The organism is Parabacteroides sp. FAFU027, assembly GCF_022808675.1.
Taxonomy (GTDB): domain Bacteria; phylum Bacteroidota; class Bacteroidia; order Bacteroidales; family UBA7332; genus CAXXIC01.
In genome coordinates this window covers 433301-449442 of sequence record NZ_JAKZKV010000002.1, presented here as the reverse complement: position 1 = coordinate 449442, position 16142 = coordinate 433301, and the positions used below count along the sequence as shown (strand labels likewise).

General features: G+C 42.1%; 9 protein-coding genes. 8 read left to right on the top strand and 1 reads right to left on the bottom strand.

Annotated elements, in window-relative coordinates:
• Nucleotides 1-61 precede the first annotated feature (61 nt).
• On the top strand, nt 62-325 hold the full coding sequence (locus MLE17_RS05005; RefSeq protein WP_243347645.1) for a hypothetical protein: 264 nt from the start codon (nt 62-64) through the stop codon (nt 323-325).
• Nucleotides 326-953: 628 nt separating this feature from the next.
• Here MLE17_RS05005 and MLE17_RS05000 read toward each other — a convergent pair.
• Nucleotides 954-1313 carry a hypothetical protein gene (locus MLE17_RS05000; RefSeq protein ID WP_243347642.1) on the bottom strand — a complete coding sequence of 120 codons (360 nt, stop codon included), beginning with the start codon at nt 1311-1313 and terminating at the stop codon, nt 954-956.
• Between the two features lie 281 nt (nt 1314-1594).
• Here MLE17_RS05000 and MLE17_RS04995 point away from each other — a divergent pair, with 281 nt between their 5' ends.
• The 7 genes from MLE17_RS04995 (at nt 1595) to MLE17_RS04965 (ending at nt 16115) form a co-directional block, all read left to right on the top strand.
• Nucleotides 1595-2371: a hypothetical protein gene (locus MLE17_RS04995; RefSeq protein ID WP_243347641.1), complete on the top strand. Its 777-nt coding sequence runs from the start codon at nt 1595-1597 to the stop codon at nt 2369-2371.
• A 130-nt stretch (nt 2372-2501) separates the two neighbouring features.
• Nucleotides 2502-3023, top strand: a complete 522-nt coding sequence (locus tag MLE17_RS04990) for a hypothetical protein (protein ID WP_243347640.1) — start codon at nt 2502-2504, stop codon at nt 3021-3023.
• Nucleotides 3024-3105: 82 nt separating this feature from the next.
• Nucleotides 3106-4371, top strand: a complete 1266-nt coding sequence (locus MLE17_RS04985) for an outer membrane beta-barrel protein (protein WP_243347638.1) — start codon at nt 3106-3108, stop codon at nt 4369-4371.
• 190 nt (nt 4372-4561) lie between these two features.
• Entirely contained in the window at nt 4562-8662 is a 4101-nt protein-coding gene (locus tag MLE17_RS04980) for a two-component regulator propeller domain-containing protein (RefSeq protein WP_243347635.1), read from the top strand.
• Nucleotides 8663-9271: 609 nt separating this feature from the next.
• Entirely contained in the window at nt 9272-12373 is a 3102-nt protein-coding gene (locus tag MLE17_RS04975; RefSeq protein WP_243347634.1) for a SusC/RagA family TonB-linked outer membrane protein, read from the top strand.
• Between the two features lie 10 nt (nt 12374-12383).
• Nucleotides 12384-14345 (top strand): RagB/SusD family nutrient uptake outer membrane protein, encoded by a 1962-nt coding sequence (locus MLE17_RS04970; protein WP_243347632.1) that lies wholly within the window; start codon nt 12384-12386, stop codon nt 14343-14345.
• 261 nt (nt 14346-14606) lie between these two features.
• Nucleotides 14607-16115 carry an MFS transporter gene (locus MLE17_RS04965; protein WP_243347626.1) on the top strand — a complete coding sequence of 503 codons (1509 nt, stop codon included), beginning with the start codon at nt 14607-14609 and terminating at the stop codon, nt 16113-16115.
• Nucleotides 16116-16142 lie beyond the last annotated feature (27 nt).

Here is a 16142-nt window from a genome sequence, read left to right as displayed (position 1 = left end):
GAACGGCTGACTGCGGTTTTGTCAGGACGGGGGGATGAACTTTTTTAATGGTACATTCATTATGACAAAAGAAGAATTGGAAGAAAAATTGAAGGTTAATAATGTTCCAGAAACATGGTACTCTTTAAATAAAGGGTTAAAACCAGATGCTTTAATTTTGACAAAAGCTCATTCTTTCTGGGAGTTTTTCTATTTAAGCGAAAAAGGAGATAGAAGCTCATATGAATATTTCTTGACGGATGAAGAAGCATATGAGCATCTTTGGAAAGAAATTAGTAGTAATCTTCGTTTTTATAGGCCACCTGTTTCCGGTAATGTACAATAATCGCAGTTAGGTAGTTTGGCGACGGCTTAGCTATCCCCTTCTTGTCGTAAGCATTGAAGGTAACTCCTGGTTCAAGTTTTCAAAACTTGGACCTAAAACAAGAGCAGTTTGTAACTGTTTGAGAAATATTCAGTTTGAAAACTGATATAGTTTTGAGTCCAAGTCCCCGCTGCGCTCAAGACATGAACTAGGCGCTGTGTGCTGATTTGGAGAACCTGGAATAAAAAGGGATGTAGACATAGTTGGTTGCTCAATAGCTTGTTACGGCTTTTTTATGCGTATTGAGGTTGTTGTTTGACTTATGCAGAACAGGGGATTCTTCTTATAGCTGCCGCAAGATATCCAGCCAGTTGAGGCTTTATGGTTGCTGCGGTTGATACGAATAGTGGTAGCCAGGATAAGTCTAAAAGTGAAATACTGTATAATCCTGATAGCAGGATTTTAATAGAATGCAAATGACTGTAAATCCTGATACCAGGATATTGTTCAAATGCGAATGACTGCTAAAACCTGATAGCAGGATTTTGGTTAAATGCAACTGAATGCAAAAACCTGATACCAGGATATGGATTAAAAGTGAATGATAGTAAAATCCTGATAGCAAGATTTTGATTAAGTGTGATGGAAGTCAAATCCTGATAGCAGGATAAAAGTAAAATGCTGCGGAATAGATAATCCTGATAGCAGGATAATGATAAACAGGGTAAATATCATTATCCTGTCGCGCCGGATAAAAGAAAATAGAAGAACTATCGTAGTATGTGATGATTTGATGAATATCTCCAACCGGTGGGACTTTCCGGGTGCAGCGGTTTTTAACCGCTGATTTGAATTCCCTGTTTCCTGTAGGTATGATGGCCGTAGTTCGGTAATTTGGCGAAAACTCTGTTTTCGTCATTGCTAAAAACAAGCCTCCCGGCTTGCAAAAATATACGATAGCAAAATACGAAAGTAGTTTCAGTTCAATCTCTGGAGCAGCTTTCTGCATAATGAAGGGACTTGAGGTGGATAATCGGGAAGGAATGGTTATTTTTGGTGGTCGTTCTGAAAGTTAGGAGTTTTTTACACTAAGGTAGGGCCAGGAGGCCTTGATTTTCAAAAGGCGGTGCTTGTCGCCTAACGGCTGAGTGCGGTTTTGCAGTCTTCGGATAACTGGAGTCAATTGATTAAATAATCTTGATATGAAACGAGCATGAACCAAAGTTCATCAAAGAGTATGACATCGTATGCGAGTTCCATACGTAGCCAAAACAAAATAAATAATGACGTATGAAAAAGATGGGTATTATAGGTTGTGGTTGGTTAGGCTTTCGTATAGCATCTCACTTCTATTCTGATTATAAAATATATGCAACGACCACGTCAGCAATAAAAAAAAGCAAACTGTGTTCACTGGGATTTGAGGCTATTGCCATAAAGTTTTCAGATGATGAAATAATGCATGGACAAAGAGGCTGTGGTATAATAAACAATCTTGATGCAATAATCATTACTGTTCCATTTTCAAAACAAACGAATATAAAACAACTGGAAAATCGTTTTGAGAATATGAGCTTATTGATTAGTGGTTTTAAGAAGCATATTTTTCTAATGAGTTCAATAGGGATATATCCACAAATAGATACAGACATTGAAGAAGATACATTTGAAGAAGATGATCTGGATCAGAATATTCTTTTTGTTGAGAATTTAATCAAAAGCAAATTTCCACAATTGAATATTCTACGATTGGGTGGATTAATGGGAGATGACAGAGTTCTCAGTAAGTATAAAATATCAGATCTTGATCAAATTGTCAACCATGTTCATTACAATGATATATGCCTTGTAATTAATCAAATGATAGAAGAAAATGTTAGTGGCAAAACCTACAATGTTGTAGCGCCTTTACATCCCAGAAAAATTGATGTTATTAATTACCAAAAAGGTATTCAGGATAAAATTCAATGCGAAAGTCAACTTCGAGGAAGGAAAATATTGACAAATCGATTAGAACGTGATCTGAATTATAAATTTACAACCCCGGATCCTAGAAAATTTCAATAAAGCTACAGCTACGACATAGGTCTTCGTGCTGTTTATAAGGGCTTTGGGGTGAATCACAGGCTACGTAGAACCGGGGAAGAATGCAGTATCTATAAATCGTGCAATAGCCAAAAAAGAAGACATCGATGGTGTGCTCGAACTTCAAAAGAAATATCACATTACTACTATCGATGAAGAGGACAAAAAAGATGGTTTTATAACCACTCTTTTTACAAGAGAGCAACTTACCCGATTAATCAATGAAGAAAATGGGCTCTTTATTGCCAAAGAAAATGATCAGGTTATCGCTTTTGTAATGGCGGCTTCCTGGCAATACTGGTCGGCATGGCCAATGTTTGCATATATGATTGAAGGTTTGTCAGACCTCGAATATCTTGGACAAAAGCTTTCAGTAGATAACTCCTATCAGTATGGCCCTGTGTGTATCGATAAACAATACCGGGGAAGTGGCTTACTTGTTGATATATTTGACTTTGCCCGGGCAGAGATGGCAAAGAGATATCCTATACTTATTACCTTTATCAATAAAGTCAATACCAGGTCGTTTGAAGCTCACACCCGAAAAATAGGCCTGCAAATAATCCAGGAGTTTGGTTACAACAATAACCATTACTACGAACTGGGATACGATACCTCAAAACCGGTGAGATAGATGAGCTTTAGCTTTCTGGAGTATATCGGATTTAGATCACGAGAGTTCCAACGTTAGCCAAGATAAAAACAAATAACCATATATGAGAGTACTAATACACAAACGATTCCCCTTGCTGCTATTGTCAGTGTTATTTATTTTGACATTAAAAGCGCAATCTGATTTCAGAACGGGGTATATAATTACTTTGCAAGGTGATACAGTTTATGGGCTAATTAACCTCAGAGGAGAAGGAGCAAATGCAAAAAGCTGTGTGTTCAAATCAAAATCAGATCAAAAAAAGACAATATATACACCGCAGCAACTAAGATCTTTTTGTTTCACCGATGGTAAGTATTATGTCTCCGGTATGTACCTGACTCCGGAAGTTCATATTCCTCAATTCTTGGAATACATATATCAGGGATCACTAAATATTCTCTATTACCCGGATGATTCAAAAGATCACTATTTTGCCATGAAAGATACGTCTGTAATCGAACTTGACCATCGTGCCAGACTAACAGGTGATGCGGAAGAAGATAGCCGGTTACTTGCTAAAGCCGAAAAGTTTAAAGGTCAGCTGAAGTATTTAACGTATGACCAGCCTGCTTTGGCTCAAAAGATCGAAAAGATGACCTGTAACTCAAAAGATCTGATATCCATTGCCGCTGTATATCAGAGCCTCAGCTTACCGTCTCGGAAAGGACCAGGTGTGAAGCTGAAAAGAGGTAAAAGACATAGCGTTGGTTATGGTTTTTTCTTATCGTCAGGCAGCTCAAACCTGACTTCTCCCCCATATAACATGTATATCAATGACTATAATGAGATTAAATCTCTTGATTTTAAGACGGCAATGACATACGAAGTCGGTGCAAATGTAGATTTCTATCCGGATTACTCCGGAAGAAACAGATTTTGTATTCAGTTATCTCCGGCACTGAATTTTGTCGAATATAAATCGAATGTGGAACGTCCTCTCGAACCGCTTCTGTATATCTATAATTTAGATATTAAATTTACAGCACTGAAAATACCTGTGCTGTTGAAGTATTCATTTAACAGCAGTAGCAGAAAGTTTATTCCTTTTATGAAAGGAGGTCCCGGATGTATGATTTACCTGAGTTCAAAGGGATATTATGAATATTATTCGACACCTCTATGGAATCAGATAAAACCGGAAACAACATACATTAAGCCGTTAAATGACATTTCCGGTGATGTGAAATTCTACATTACAGTAGGTACCGGTGTAGATATGAAATGTGGAAAAAGATTATTAACCGTTGGCGCAAATTATTTGCACGGAGAAGGTCAGTTGAAAGGACTCCGCTCCGATCTACAATTGCAAGTCGGATACACATTTTGATACCAACGCGACAAGCGGCTCTAAGCCGCTTGTCGGATTTAGACCACCTAAATAATATGCAGTAAGTTTCTGAGCGTTCCATGTTTCACCGAATACATTTAAAACCTGTTGTCTCGCGGCTTATAACTGCTTATTTTTCTTACATTTGCTATTCGTTACCCGACTACGACTAATACGACAACAGAATACCATGAAGAGAAGCATAACCCTGGTTCTTCTTATCTTTTTGTGCCTGATACAAACCGTTCATGCACAGACCGGTACGTTCTATTCTCCGGACAAAGACCTTTCAAACAGCCTGATTAATTCCATTTACCAGGATCGGCGAAACTATATCTGGATAGCGACTGAAGATGGCCTCAATAAGTTTGACGGCGTCCGCTTTACCATTTACAAAAACAGACCCGGAGACAGCACTTCCCTGAAGAATAACTACGTCATCACGATGTATGAAGACTCCAAAGGTCGATTCTGGGTGGGGTGCATTAACGGACTGCTTCAATATGACCGGGCAACCGATTCGTTTCGTGATGTTGCCGTGTATGATGGGAAGCAACGGGTCTATTCGCCGATCTATTCTATTATCGAAAAGCAGGATGGAGAGATATGGGCGGCAACGTCCCGTAACGGCATTGTCAGAATTCCGAAGGGAAATGGCCCTGTTCAGGCCGATAGGAAGCTTTCTGCTCAGTTGAGCAGTAAATTCCTCGTGGCGATACATCAGGATAGCCATGGCGATATCTGGATTGCCACGGACTACCGGGGGGTGAACCGTTATTCGGCAAAAACGGGAAAAGTTACCCAGTATAAAAGTCCCGGAGAGATAGGCAGTAACCAGATTTCGGCTATTTGCGAAAGCTGCCGGGGAGAGATATTTGTAGGAACATTATCCAAAGGGTTATTCCGGTTTAATCCTGCAACGAATAAGTTTGATGCAGTACCTTACAAGTCTGGCTCTGGTGCCTTGCCGGTGAAAAGCCTTTTTGTGGATAAGCAAAAGCGTTTGCTGGTAGGAACCGACGGAAACGGGATCAAGATATACAACGAGAAGGAGGGATGTCTGGAGGATTTCAGGATACCGTGGGCGCCTTTTGATTTCTCGAGAATGAAGGTGCATGCCATTCTTCAGGACAAAGATGGGAATCTCTGGACCGGCATTTTCCAGAAAGGAGTATTCTTCTCCCCGAATAATCCCAACAAGTTTAACTATCTGGGATATAAATCCTATACAGGCAATAAAATCGGTTCAGGTTGCGTGATGTCGGTACTCAAGGACCGTGACAATACCCTCTGGGTTGGTACCGACAATGATGGTCTTTACAGCATTGCCCCCGATGGATCATCGCACCATTATACTCCTCTGAACGATGGGAAGTCTGTTCCCGGTACCATTATGTCTATTGTCGAAGGAGATAACAGTACATTGTGGCTGGGTTCCTATTTTGACGGATTTTCCAGGTTTGATAAGCATACCGGAAACTGTACTTACTACGATTACACTCTGGAAGGGCAGGCTGCGAATACATTTCGAAATAAAGTTGATTGCATTGCACGAGACCCGCAAAACCGGCTTTGGATAGGCACCAATGGAGCCGGGGTATATGTTTTTGATCCGGCTACTTCGAATTATACTGCTCACTACTCCTACTCGGCGCCTAAGGCATTCCGCCTGCATAGTGAGTGGATCAATACGATTCTGTGTGATCATGACGGCATTATCTGGGTAGGCACGTACGACGGTTTTTGCAGCATTGATCCCCGAAAGGGCAAGATTTCCGTCTATAATATGGAAAATAAGGCACTGCCTGGAAACTCGGTTTATTCTATCATCGGAGACAGAAAGGGAAATCTCTGGGTAGGTACTTCGGAAGGGTTGGCCTGTTTCAATAAGAAAACACATACATCACGCTTCTATACGACCAAAGACGGAATGGCCGATAATGTCATCTGCGGTATTCTCGAAGATGAATCTGGAAACATCTGGATAAGCACCCACGGTGGTATTTCCAAACTGATCGTTTCCCAAAACAAATTTGTCAATCACTACGCTTTCGATGGCCTTCAGGGAAATGAGTTTAGCAAGGGAGCTGCCTTCAGGGCTCCGTCGGGAGAGATGTTCTTTGGGGGCATCAGTGGTGTAACCTCTTTTTCCCCAAAAGAGATAAAAGATAAACGCACTCCGCTACACCTCTTCCTGACCGGCCTTTACATCATGGACAGACCGGTAGTGCAGGGGCAGAAATCGGGACGACACCAGATTATTGATGGCTTTATCTCGGATGTCAATACCATCCGGTTAAGTTACAAAGACAATATGTTTGCCCTGGCGTTTTCGACCTTTGACTTCAGTAATTCCCGGCATGTCTATTACCGGTACTTCATGGAGGGGGTGAGCTCCCAGTGGATGACGACCGAGAAAGGCGTCAACCGGATCAACTTTACCAACATTGATTATGGCAGTTACAAACTGCGGGTAAAAGCCTGTATCCATGATACGATGTCGGAAGAGAAAGTATTTTACATCCTGATTTCGCCACCCTGGTACTTCTCCTGGTGGGCGAAAACAATCTATTTTATCCTCTTTCTGCTTTTGATGTGGGGAATTGCCCAGTATATCCTCAATAAAATTCGCTACCGGCAGGAGATTATGCGTGTAGAGCACGCCGAGCAGATCAGTGAGGCTAAGCTGCAGTTCTTTATCAATATCTCCCACGAGATACGTACGCCGATGACCCTGATTATGAGTCCGCTGGAGAAGTTGATTAAGGAAAATAGCGATCCGGAGCATCAGAAGCTTTACCAGATGATGTTCCGTAACTCGCAGCGCATTCTCAGCCTGATTAACCAGTTGATGGATATCCGGAAAATAGACAAAGGTCAGATGACGGTGAAATTGCGTGAAGCCGATTTGGTGGGATTTATTGATGACCTGATGCAGACTTTCGAATATCAGGCTGTTAAGCGAAACATTAAATTTTCATTTGTTCACCGTGATCCGCAACTGAATGTCTGGATTGACCTGAATAGTTTTGATAAAGTATTGGTAAACTTGCTTGCAAATGCTTTTAAGTTTACACCGGATAACGGAGAAATTACGATTACCATGCAGCGGGAGGCGAATGAAAGTGCGTCAGGTCCGCTCCGGGAGTATTGTGAAATTGTGGTTTCAGATACAGGGATTGGTCTGGATGCTGATAAGATTGATAAGATATTTGAACGCTTTTACCAGATTGACAACGAGCAGGAGAAGGTTAACTTCGGTACCGGTATCGGATTGCATCTGGCAAAATCTCTCATCGAGTTGCTTCATGGAGAACTGTTTGCCCGGAATAAGCAAGAAGGGCTGGGGAGTGAATTTGTCATCTGGTTGCCATTAGGAAGTGCTCACCTGGCAGCCAATGAGATAGAAACGAATGGGCATAAACTTCCCGTTAAATCTGCTCGTGAAGGTGTGGAAACGGAGCTGGAAAAGCAATCCCTTGGCAAAGAGAAGCTGCCTAAAGCCAGAACCAACTATCGGGTGCTGGTCGTGGACGATGAGGATGAAATCCGCCATTACCTGAGCCGCGAACTTTCGGTTTATTATCATGTAAGTGAATGCCGTAATGGAAAAGAGGCACTCGATTTTATTTTGAAAGAAAAACCTCATCTGGTGATCAGCGATGTGATGATGCCGGAAATGGATGGTATTACCTTGTGTAGGAAGTTGAAGACCAATATCAATATTAACCACATTCCGATTATTCTGCTGACGGCAAAAACGGGAGATGATCATGTGGCAGAGGGGCTGGATACCGGTGCCGATGCCTATGTGGTGAAGCCTTTTAATGTTGAGTTGTTGAAGAAACAGGTGGCCAACCTGATTGAAAACCGGGAGCGTCTGGAACTGAAACCGGTGGATGCGGAGCAGAACAAGAATCTGATCAAGCAGGTTGTTTTGCGCCCGCACGATCAGGTGCTGCTGGAGAAGATCATGAAGATCATCAATGACAATATTGCCAATCCGGAGCTGAACGTCGAGACGCTGGCTGTAGGAACAGGGATGAGCCGTGTTCACATGCACCGTAAACTCAAGGAGCTGACTAATCAATCAGCCCGTGATCTCATTCGCACGATCCGTTTGCAACAGGCCGGAGAGATTCTGAAGAGTCAGAAACAAAGTATCTCCGATATAGCCTATGCGTTGGGATTTTCCAACCTGTCGCATTTCTCCAACTCCTTCCGGGAATTCTACGGTATGTCACCTTCTGAGTATGCCGAAAAGTACCGGGGAGACAAAAATGAGAGTTGATTCCTGATCATCTTATCTTCTAAACCGCAGATTCAGCCAGAATATTGAACGCTGAATCTGCGGTTTTTTGCATTATCATCAATCGTAGAATGTAAGACCAAATAGCAAAATCCCCGATTATTCCAGAAAAGACCTTTGCAGATATATCATATATATAATCCCGGACTAAACGAAATCAGGTTGGTTTTGATATTAGAATACAATCCCAGAGCCAGGAGCTCTGTCTTTCCATTCAATTTTCTGTCAATTTATCCCCGGATTTTATATCACAAGCACTTCGTTTTTGAGATTATAGGGTACCAAAAAATCCTCCTTTTTTATCTTTGAATTAATCAAAATAGCCAGATATCATCGGTTTGTAACGCAGAATCAACTTTATGTAACGAATATGCAAAGCATGTAACACGCAGAAAAGCTTTTGAGTAACGGGCGTAATACAATTTTTTATTCAGGCATTAGCTTTGTGTCATTCGATGTTTAACCCTAAAATCAATTCCAGCTTATGAAAAAAAACGTAACCATTACCTAGACCAGATTGAAACTACCAAAAATCTAAACTTGCAGACTAACTATCTATTAATTGATTTCTAATACAAACAAATATCAAAAATGAAAAACGCAATTCTACACAGGCCGCTGAGCCTATTGTTACTACTTGTATTTTTCCCGATATGTGCTTTCGCGCAAACGATTACCGTTAAAGGAGTCGTGAAAGACGAAAAGGGAGAGACCCTTCCGGGTGTGAATGTTGTGGAAACCGGTACAAAGAACGGAACGATCACAGGAGTTGACGGAAAGTTCCAGATCAAAGTATCCGGCCAATCCAGTATCTCATTTTCTTTTGTTGGTTTTGATACCAAAACTGTTTCAGTAAAAGGTCAAACGCAAATCAGTGTTGTTTTGCAGGAAAATAAAAAACAACTAGAAGAGGTCGTAGTTATCGGATACGGTAATCAAAGAAAAGAAGCTGTAACAGGATCTGTAGCCTCAATCAAAGGTGATATAATACGCGAAGTGCCGGCATCTAATATCTCACAGGCATTGCAAGGACGTGTAGCCGGTGTACAAATGGCACAAACATCCACTAAGCCGGGCGCTACCATGCAGATTCGTATCCGTGGTACACGTTCTATAAACGCAGATAACGATCCGTTGATTGTACTTGACGGTATTCCTTTCTCGGGAACAATTGCAGATATCAGTCCTGATGATATCAAAAGTATTGATATTTTGAAGGATGCTTCTGCGACTGCTATTTACGGTTCCCGTGGTGCAAATGGTGTTATTCTGATTACTACCAACAAAGGTTCAAAAGGTCAGAAGGAGCAGGTCACCTATAGTGGCTATTATGGCTTCAAAAATGCAGTCAAGTATCCGATGATGAATGCTACTGAATATGCAGCGCTGCGTGCGATAGCCGGCCTGAATACACCGGGAGCTGACGAGCCTAATGTGAAAAATGCAGACGGAACTTATACTTATTCAGCAAATACTGACTGGCAGGATTTGTTTTACCGTACCGGTACGGTGCAAAGTCATGACTTGGGTGTTTCCAGTGGTAATGAAAGGGGAAGCTATAAGTTTGGCGCCGGTTATTATCGGGATGAGGCTGTAATACCGGGGTCTGATTACAACCGTTATTCAATAAGAGCTTCTGTTGATCAGGAGGTTGGGAAACTATTCCGTATAGGATTTACTACAAACAACAACTTCAATATTACAAACGGAGCCAGCCTCGGAATGGGGGGCGTGTTAAGTATGTCTCCATTGGTAAATCCGTACAATGAGGATGGTACACTAAAAAGAGTTGTTGCTATGCCTAAAGATAACCAGTGGGTACTTACCCGTGAGAGTATTAATGCTTTGGGTGATAAATGGATAGATAAGACTAAAGCGTATGGTTCTTATAACTCTGCTTACGGGGAACTCAAGATTCCGGGAGTGGAAGGCCTGAAAGCGCGTGTAAACGTTGGTGCGAACTACCGTCAAAGTAATGGTGGTAGTTACACCGGAATTGGAGTCTTTAGTTCTACTCCTGATTCTCCAAACTCAGCTTCTATCAATAATTCACTCACTACCAACTGGGCTGTAGAGAACTTGTTGACTTACGATCGTGAATTTGCAGAAAAACACAGGGTAAACGCAGTTGCTCTATATTCGGCAGAAGAGACACAATACAATAGCTCTTCATTCTCCAGAAAAAATATCTCAGGCGATAATTTCCAGTATTTCAACCTGGCTAATAGTTCGACAAGTAGCAATGATGACATTACTATCAATCCCGGTGGATATTCAGTGAGTGGGCTAATATCATATATGGGACGTGTCATGTATTCGTATGATGATCGTTATATGATCAGTGCAACTATTCGTACTGACGCTTCTTCCCGATTAGCTCCGGGACACAAATGGCATAGCTATCCGGCATTATCATTAGGTTGGAATATTAATAAGGAATCCTTTATGAAAGATGTTACCTGGCTGGACGCCCTGAAGCTGCGTTTAGGTTACGGACAAACATCAAACCAATCAGTAGCTCCTTATGCTACACTGGGTAAATTAAGTACTCGTCCATATAACTATGGTACTTCTTATGCTACTGGATACTATGTGACAGATCTGCCCAACCCTAATTTGGGATGGGAATATTCTATCACCAAAAATGCAGGTCTTGACTTTTCATTCCTGAAACATCGTTTATCTGGTACATTTGAGTACTATACTACTGATACGAAAGATTTGTTATTGGCGGTAAATCTCCCTGTGACTTCTGGTGTTAACACTATTATGGCCAATGTGGGATCCACCCGGAATAATGGTTGGGAGCTTTCACTTAACGGCGTGATCCTAGATAACGTAAATGGTTGGACCTGGGAGGCTGGAGTTAACCTCTACTCCAACAAAAATAAGATTGTGAAGCTAAATTCCGGTCGTGATAAAGATATTGATAACTGGTTATTTGTAGGCCATCCGCTCAATGTAATCTATGACTATAAAAGAATTGGTATTTATCAGACCGATGAAGAGGCCAAGCTATATGAGGGATCACAGGGCAAAAAAGGGATGATTAAAGTTCTCTATACCGGTACATATAATGCTGATGGTACTCCGACAAGAATAATTAATGAGCAAGCAGACAGACAGGTTATTGATTGCGATCCTGATTTTCAGGGTGGTTTTAATACCCGTGTTGCCTATAAGGGATTTGACCTGAGTGTGGTAGGCGCATTCCAGCATGGAGGTATATTGAACAGCACACTCTATGGTACAAGTGGCTACCTGAATCTTGAGGATGGTCGTAGAGGCCAAATCAAGATCGACTACTGGACGGAAAGCAATACAGGTGCAAAATTCCCAGCTCCGAATACTCCAAAAAGTAATGATAACCCGAAATATGGATCTACATTGGGATATTTTGATGGCTCATATTTGAAAGTTCGCACCTTCACTTTAGGATACAACCTGAACCCCAAATTAACCCGTAAAGTCGGTATGGAAAGAGTACGTTTCTATTGCACAGTACAAAATCCATTCGTGTTGTTCTCTCCATATCACAAACAATCAGGTATGGACCCGGAAACCAACTCCTATGCTAATGATGGCTCCACTGCTGCTGTAGCGTATTCAGGGAACCTGAAGCGCTTGCTTACTGTGGGTTACAACACCCCGGAATCTCATAACTATCTGATGGGTCTAAATATAACTTTTTAAATAGATTACAATGAAACGCATATATAATAAAGCTTTGCTGGGAACATTGCTGATGGCAATGTTTCTGATGGGATGTACTGATATACTGGATGAAAAGCCACGCAGTCAATACACTCCTGAATATTTCAAAACCGAGGCCGGTGTAATGGGCGGTTTAACTTCATTGTATGCCAGTCTTCGCTACATATATGGTAACGGATACTATTACAATGCTTTGATTACCGGAACTGATGAAGCGACTTATGCTCAGAGTGCAGACCAGAACTTCAAGGATATGGACTTCTCAGGAGCCGGAACACTGACTGCATCGAGTAGCCGCTCAGATGTTCTTTGGAATAATACATATCCAGCAATTAATACCGCCAGTGGAATTATTGAAAATGCGTCTGCAGTTGGAACAGTTTCAAACTCACTCGTTGCTGAAGCCCGGTTCTTTCGTGCATTCGATTATTTCCTATTGGTTCAGACTTTTGGTGGAGTTCCTCTGGACTTGGGAGCCGGAGAACTGAAGTTTAACTCAAGCTCATCCAGAACCTCAGTACGTAACACCGTTCCTCAGGTTTATACCAAAGCAGTTTTTCCTGATTTGCTGACCGCAATAAATGATTTGCCGGCAACGGGACGTGTTACCGGTGGTGTTACCAAAACAGTTGCACGCCTTTATCTGGCAAAAGCTTACCTGACTTATGGCTGGTGGCTTGAAAATCCGAACAACATTCCGACCTATCCGGTGTGTGACCGCACTGATCCGGACGGACATAATGCAGCATGGTATTTCCAACAGGCATACAACATCGCTACAGCAGCAATCAATGCGCCAGGCTCATATGGTTTACAACCAACCTATTATGATGTAAATCTGGGTCCAAATGACCGTAATAACGAGATTCTGCTTTATGCTGACCATACAGAGGCAAGCGAAGCTTATAATGGTTCAAGTTTGACCTATGGCGGTGGCGGCGGTGCCGATAACTTTGCTGTCTGGATGATGACCTGGAACTATACGAATATCAAGAGCTCGGCGAATACAGGATGGAGTTCATTGGTAAATTCAGTACAACGTGAAGCAGAGCAACACCTGGGACGTCCATGGACCCGTATGTGTCCTACTATCGGAGTTATCAAGAATACATTTGCGGATAAAACCAATGACTCTCGCTACGATGGTACATTCACAACTGTTTATCGTGGAAACTGGGGTAAAGCAGGAAACACAACTGCGAGTTTGTATAACGCAAATAATCTGCCGGTAAGTAATGGTGATGCAATCCTGACATTCCTGGATAATGAACCTTCTACTGCGATTGATTATTCAAATGCAACTTATAAAAGTAATATTGGTGCCGGAGTCCTGCCGGGAAGAGCTGATTATGTAATATCTCCGAATGGCATTAGCCGTATTGTGTATCCAGGATTATGGAAACTTGGAGTTTATCGTACCGATAACAAAACAGGTTTAGGTCAACCGAATGCAGCAAGTACCCGTCCGTTCAACATTGCCAAATTCTCAGAGCTCTATTTTATCGCTGCTGAGGCTGCTGTAAAGGGTGCAACCACAAACTCAGGTCAAAGTGCCCGGGAGTTGATCAATGTGATCAGAGCCCGTGCCGGAAAATGGCGTTGGAACAATAATGGAAATGTGGCTAAAGTAGAAGATAATAGTGCTGCTTTGACTGCGGCTACACCTGCCACAATTACCGTTGATTATATTCTTGCGGAACGTTCCCGTGAATATTTCGGCGAAGGATACCGCTGGTTTGACCTTGTGCGTACACAGAAGTGGGCCGAATATGCAGGAACTTATCAGATATGCGGTGATAAGTATGGTGATCACACCCCGATCACAGTCACCCGTACTATTGATTCAAAATACTATCTGCGTCCTATTCCACAAGGTCAGCTTGATGGAATGGAGATGTCGGATGAAGAAAAGGCAGCTTATCAGAACCCTGCTTACGTTGTAACTAAATAACTAAATTAAAAACCCTGACAGGCCCAATCGCCTGTCAGGGTTATAATTCTATCTTTTTTCAAATTGGCAAAATGCCACAATCTCAGGATTCAATAGGGATAAAATATTTCTTACATCATTTCTGAACTTAATTTTTTCACGACACACATTATCTACAAACAATGACCTTTCATTGTTGCATGGCCAATGTCATGCCGTATTTCAAGGATAAACAGTTTGTTTTCCAGAACAAAAAGTAAAATTCTACTAACACCCGATTATATGGATTTGTCAACACAAAAAGTCTCAGTTTTTGAGAAGGTAGGTTACAGTCTTGGCGATTTGGCGGCCAACCTTGTTTTCCAGACTCTGATCACCTATTTAGCTTATTTTTATACCGATATTTATGGGTTAAAGAACACCGATGCCTCGATAGTCATGCTCTCAGTGGGATTGGTGGCTGCCTTTGCATTTAATCCGGTTATCGGCGTGTTGGCCGACCGAACCAATTCAAAATGGGGGAAATTCAGACCCTGGATACTCTACACGGCTGTCCCTTTAGGAGTGGTTGCATTTCTTGCATTTTCCACACCGCATTTTTCCTATAAAGGTAAATTGATCTATGCGGCCGTTACTTATACCTTCCTGTTGTTGTTATACGCATCGAGCAACCTACCATACTCTGCACTGAGTGGGGTATTGACCGGAGATATGGGGCAACGCAACAGCATCTCGGCATACCGTTTTGTGGCAGTTATGTTTGCACAGTTTTTCGTACAGGTATTCATGTTGCCTATTATCCAGTTTGCAGGTAAGGGCGACAAAGCCGTTGGTATTGAGGTCGTGATGTCATGGTTGGCCATCATTGGTTCGATCATGTTGTTGATCACTTTCTTCTCTACCCGCGAACGAATAGTGCCGAGTCCGGAGCAGAAGTCATCCCTGAAAGACGATTTGACAGACCTTTCGCGTAACCGTCCGTGGCTGATTATGCTAACGCTGACTATTCTGGTGTTTATCACGCTGGCCATGAAAGGCGGGGCTTACGTCTATTATTTCAATAACTATGTGGATAAAGCGGCTCTGACCGATTTTATCAGTCCGGTCGTTGCAGTTCTGTCTGGTGTCGGACTTAACTTTTTTGGCACTGATCCTGTTTCAGCAGGATTCGGATTGTTCAATGGCGGAGGAATCATTTGCATGATGATTGGTATCTCTTTCTCCAAAAGATTTGCAGATAAATATGGCAAACGCGATGTTTATATAACCGGCTTACTGGTAGCCACATTCTTCGTATTTGACTTTATCTTTTTCTCTCCGAAGAGCGTTTTTCTGATGTTCGCATCTCAAATGCTCCATGGGCTTACCTATGGGGTTACTATTCCGATTCTCTGGGCTATGATTGCCGATGTGGCGGACTACTCAGAGTGGCGGACTAATCGCCGTGCGACTGCGATCATCTTTTCAGCTATGATGGTGGGGTTGAAAGCCGGACTCTCCATTGGTGGAGCGTTAGTGGCGTGGATTTTAAGCCTGTATGGTTACATTCCCAAACAGGCTGCAACCGGTGCAGAGATTATACAACCGGAGTCGGTTGCCCAGGGAGCCAAAATGCTTGTCAGTGTTTTTCCTTCCATTCCATTCCTGATTGGAGCAGGGTTACTCTTTTTCTATGTGATTGACAAAAAAATGGAAGTGAAGATTGAAGCAGAGCTGAAAGCTCGCAGAAGTAGCGAAAATAAAGAGATATCAGAACCCGTACTGGAGACTGAACCCGTTACAATTGATTAAATCACGAAAATAATTTATCTCATTATA

Excerpts from the sequence above, each read along its gene's own strand:
- MLE17_RS04985 (WP_243347638.1), top strand. The coding sequence starts at position 3,106 with ATGAGAGTACTAATACACAAACGATTCCCCTTGCTGCTATTGTCAGTG.
- MLE17_RS04970 (WP_243347632.1), top strand. The coding sequence starts at position 12,384 with ATGAAACGCATATATAATAAAGCTTTGCTGGGAACATTGCTGATGGCA.
- MLE17_RS04995 (WP_243347641.1), top strand. The coding sequence starts at position 1,595 with ATGAAAAAGATGGGTATTATAGGTTGTGGTTGGTTAGGCTTTCGTATA.
- MLE17_RS05000 (WP_243347642.1), bottom strand. The coding sequence starts at position 1,313 with ATGCAGAAAGCTGCTCCAGAGATTGAACTGAAACTACTTTCGTATTTT.
- MLE17_RS05005 (WP_243347645.1), top strand. The coding sequence starts at position 62 with ATGACAAAAGAAGAATTGGAAGAAAAATTGAAGGTTAATAATGTTCCA.
- MLE17_RS04975 (WP_243347634.1), top strand. The coding sequence starts at position 9,272 with ATGAAAAACGCAATTCTACACAGGCCGCTGAGCCTATTGTTACTACTT.
- MLE17_RS04980 (WP_243347635.1), top strand. The coding sequence starts at position 4,562 with ATGAAGAGAAGCATAACCCTGGTTCTTCTTATCTTTTTGTGCCTGATA.
- MLE17_RS04965 (WP_243347626.1), top strand. The coding sequence starts at position 14,607 with ATGGATTTGTCAACACAAAAAGTCTCAGTTTTTGAGAAGGTAGGTTAC.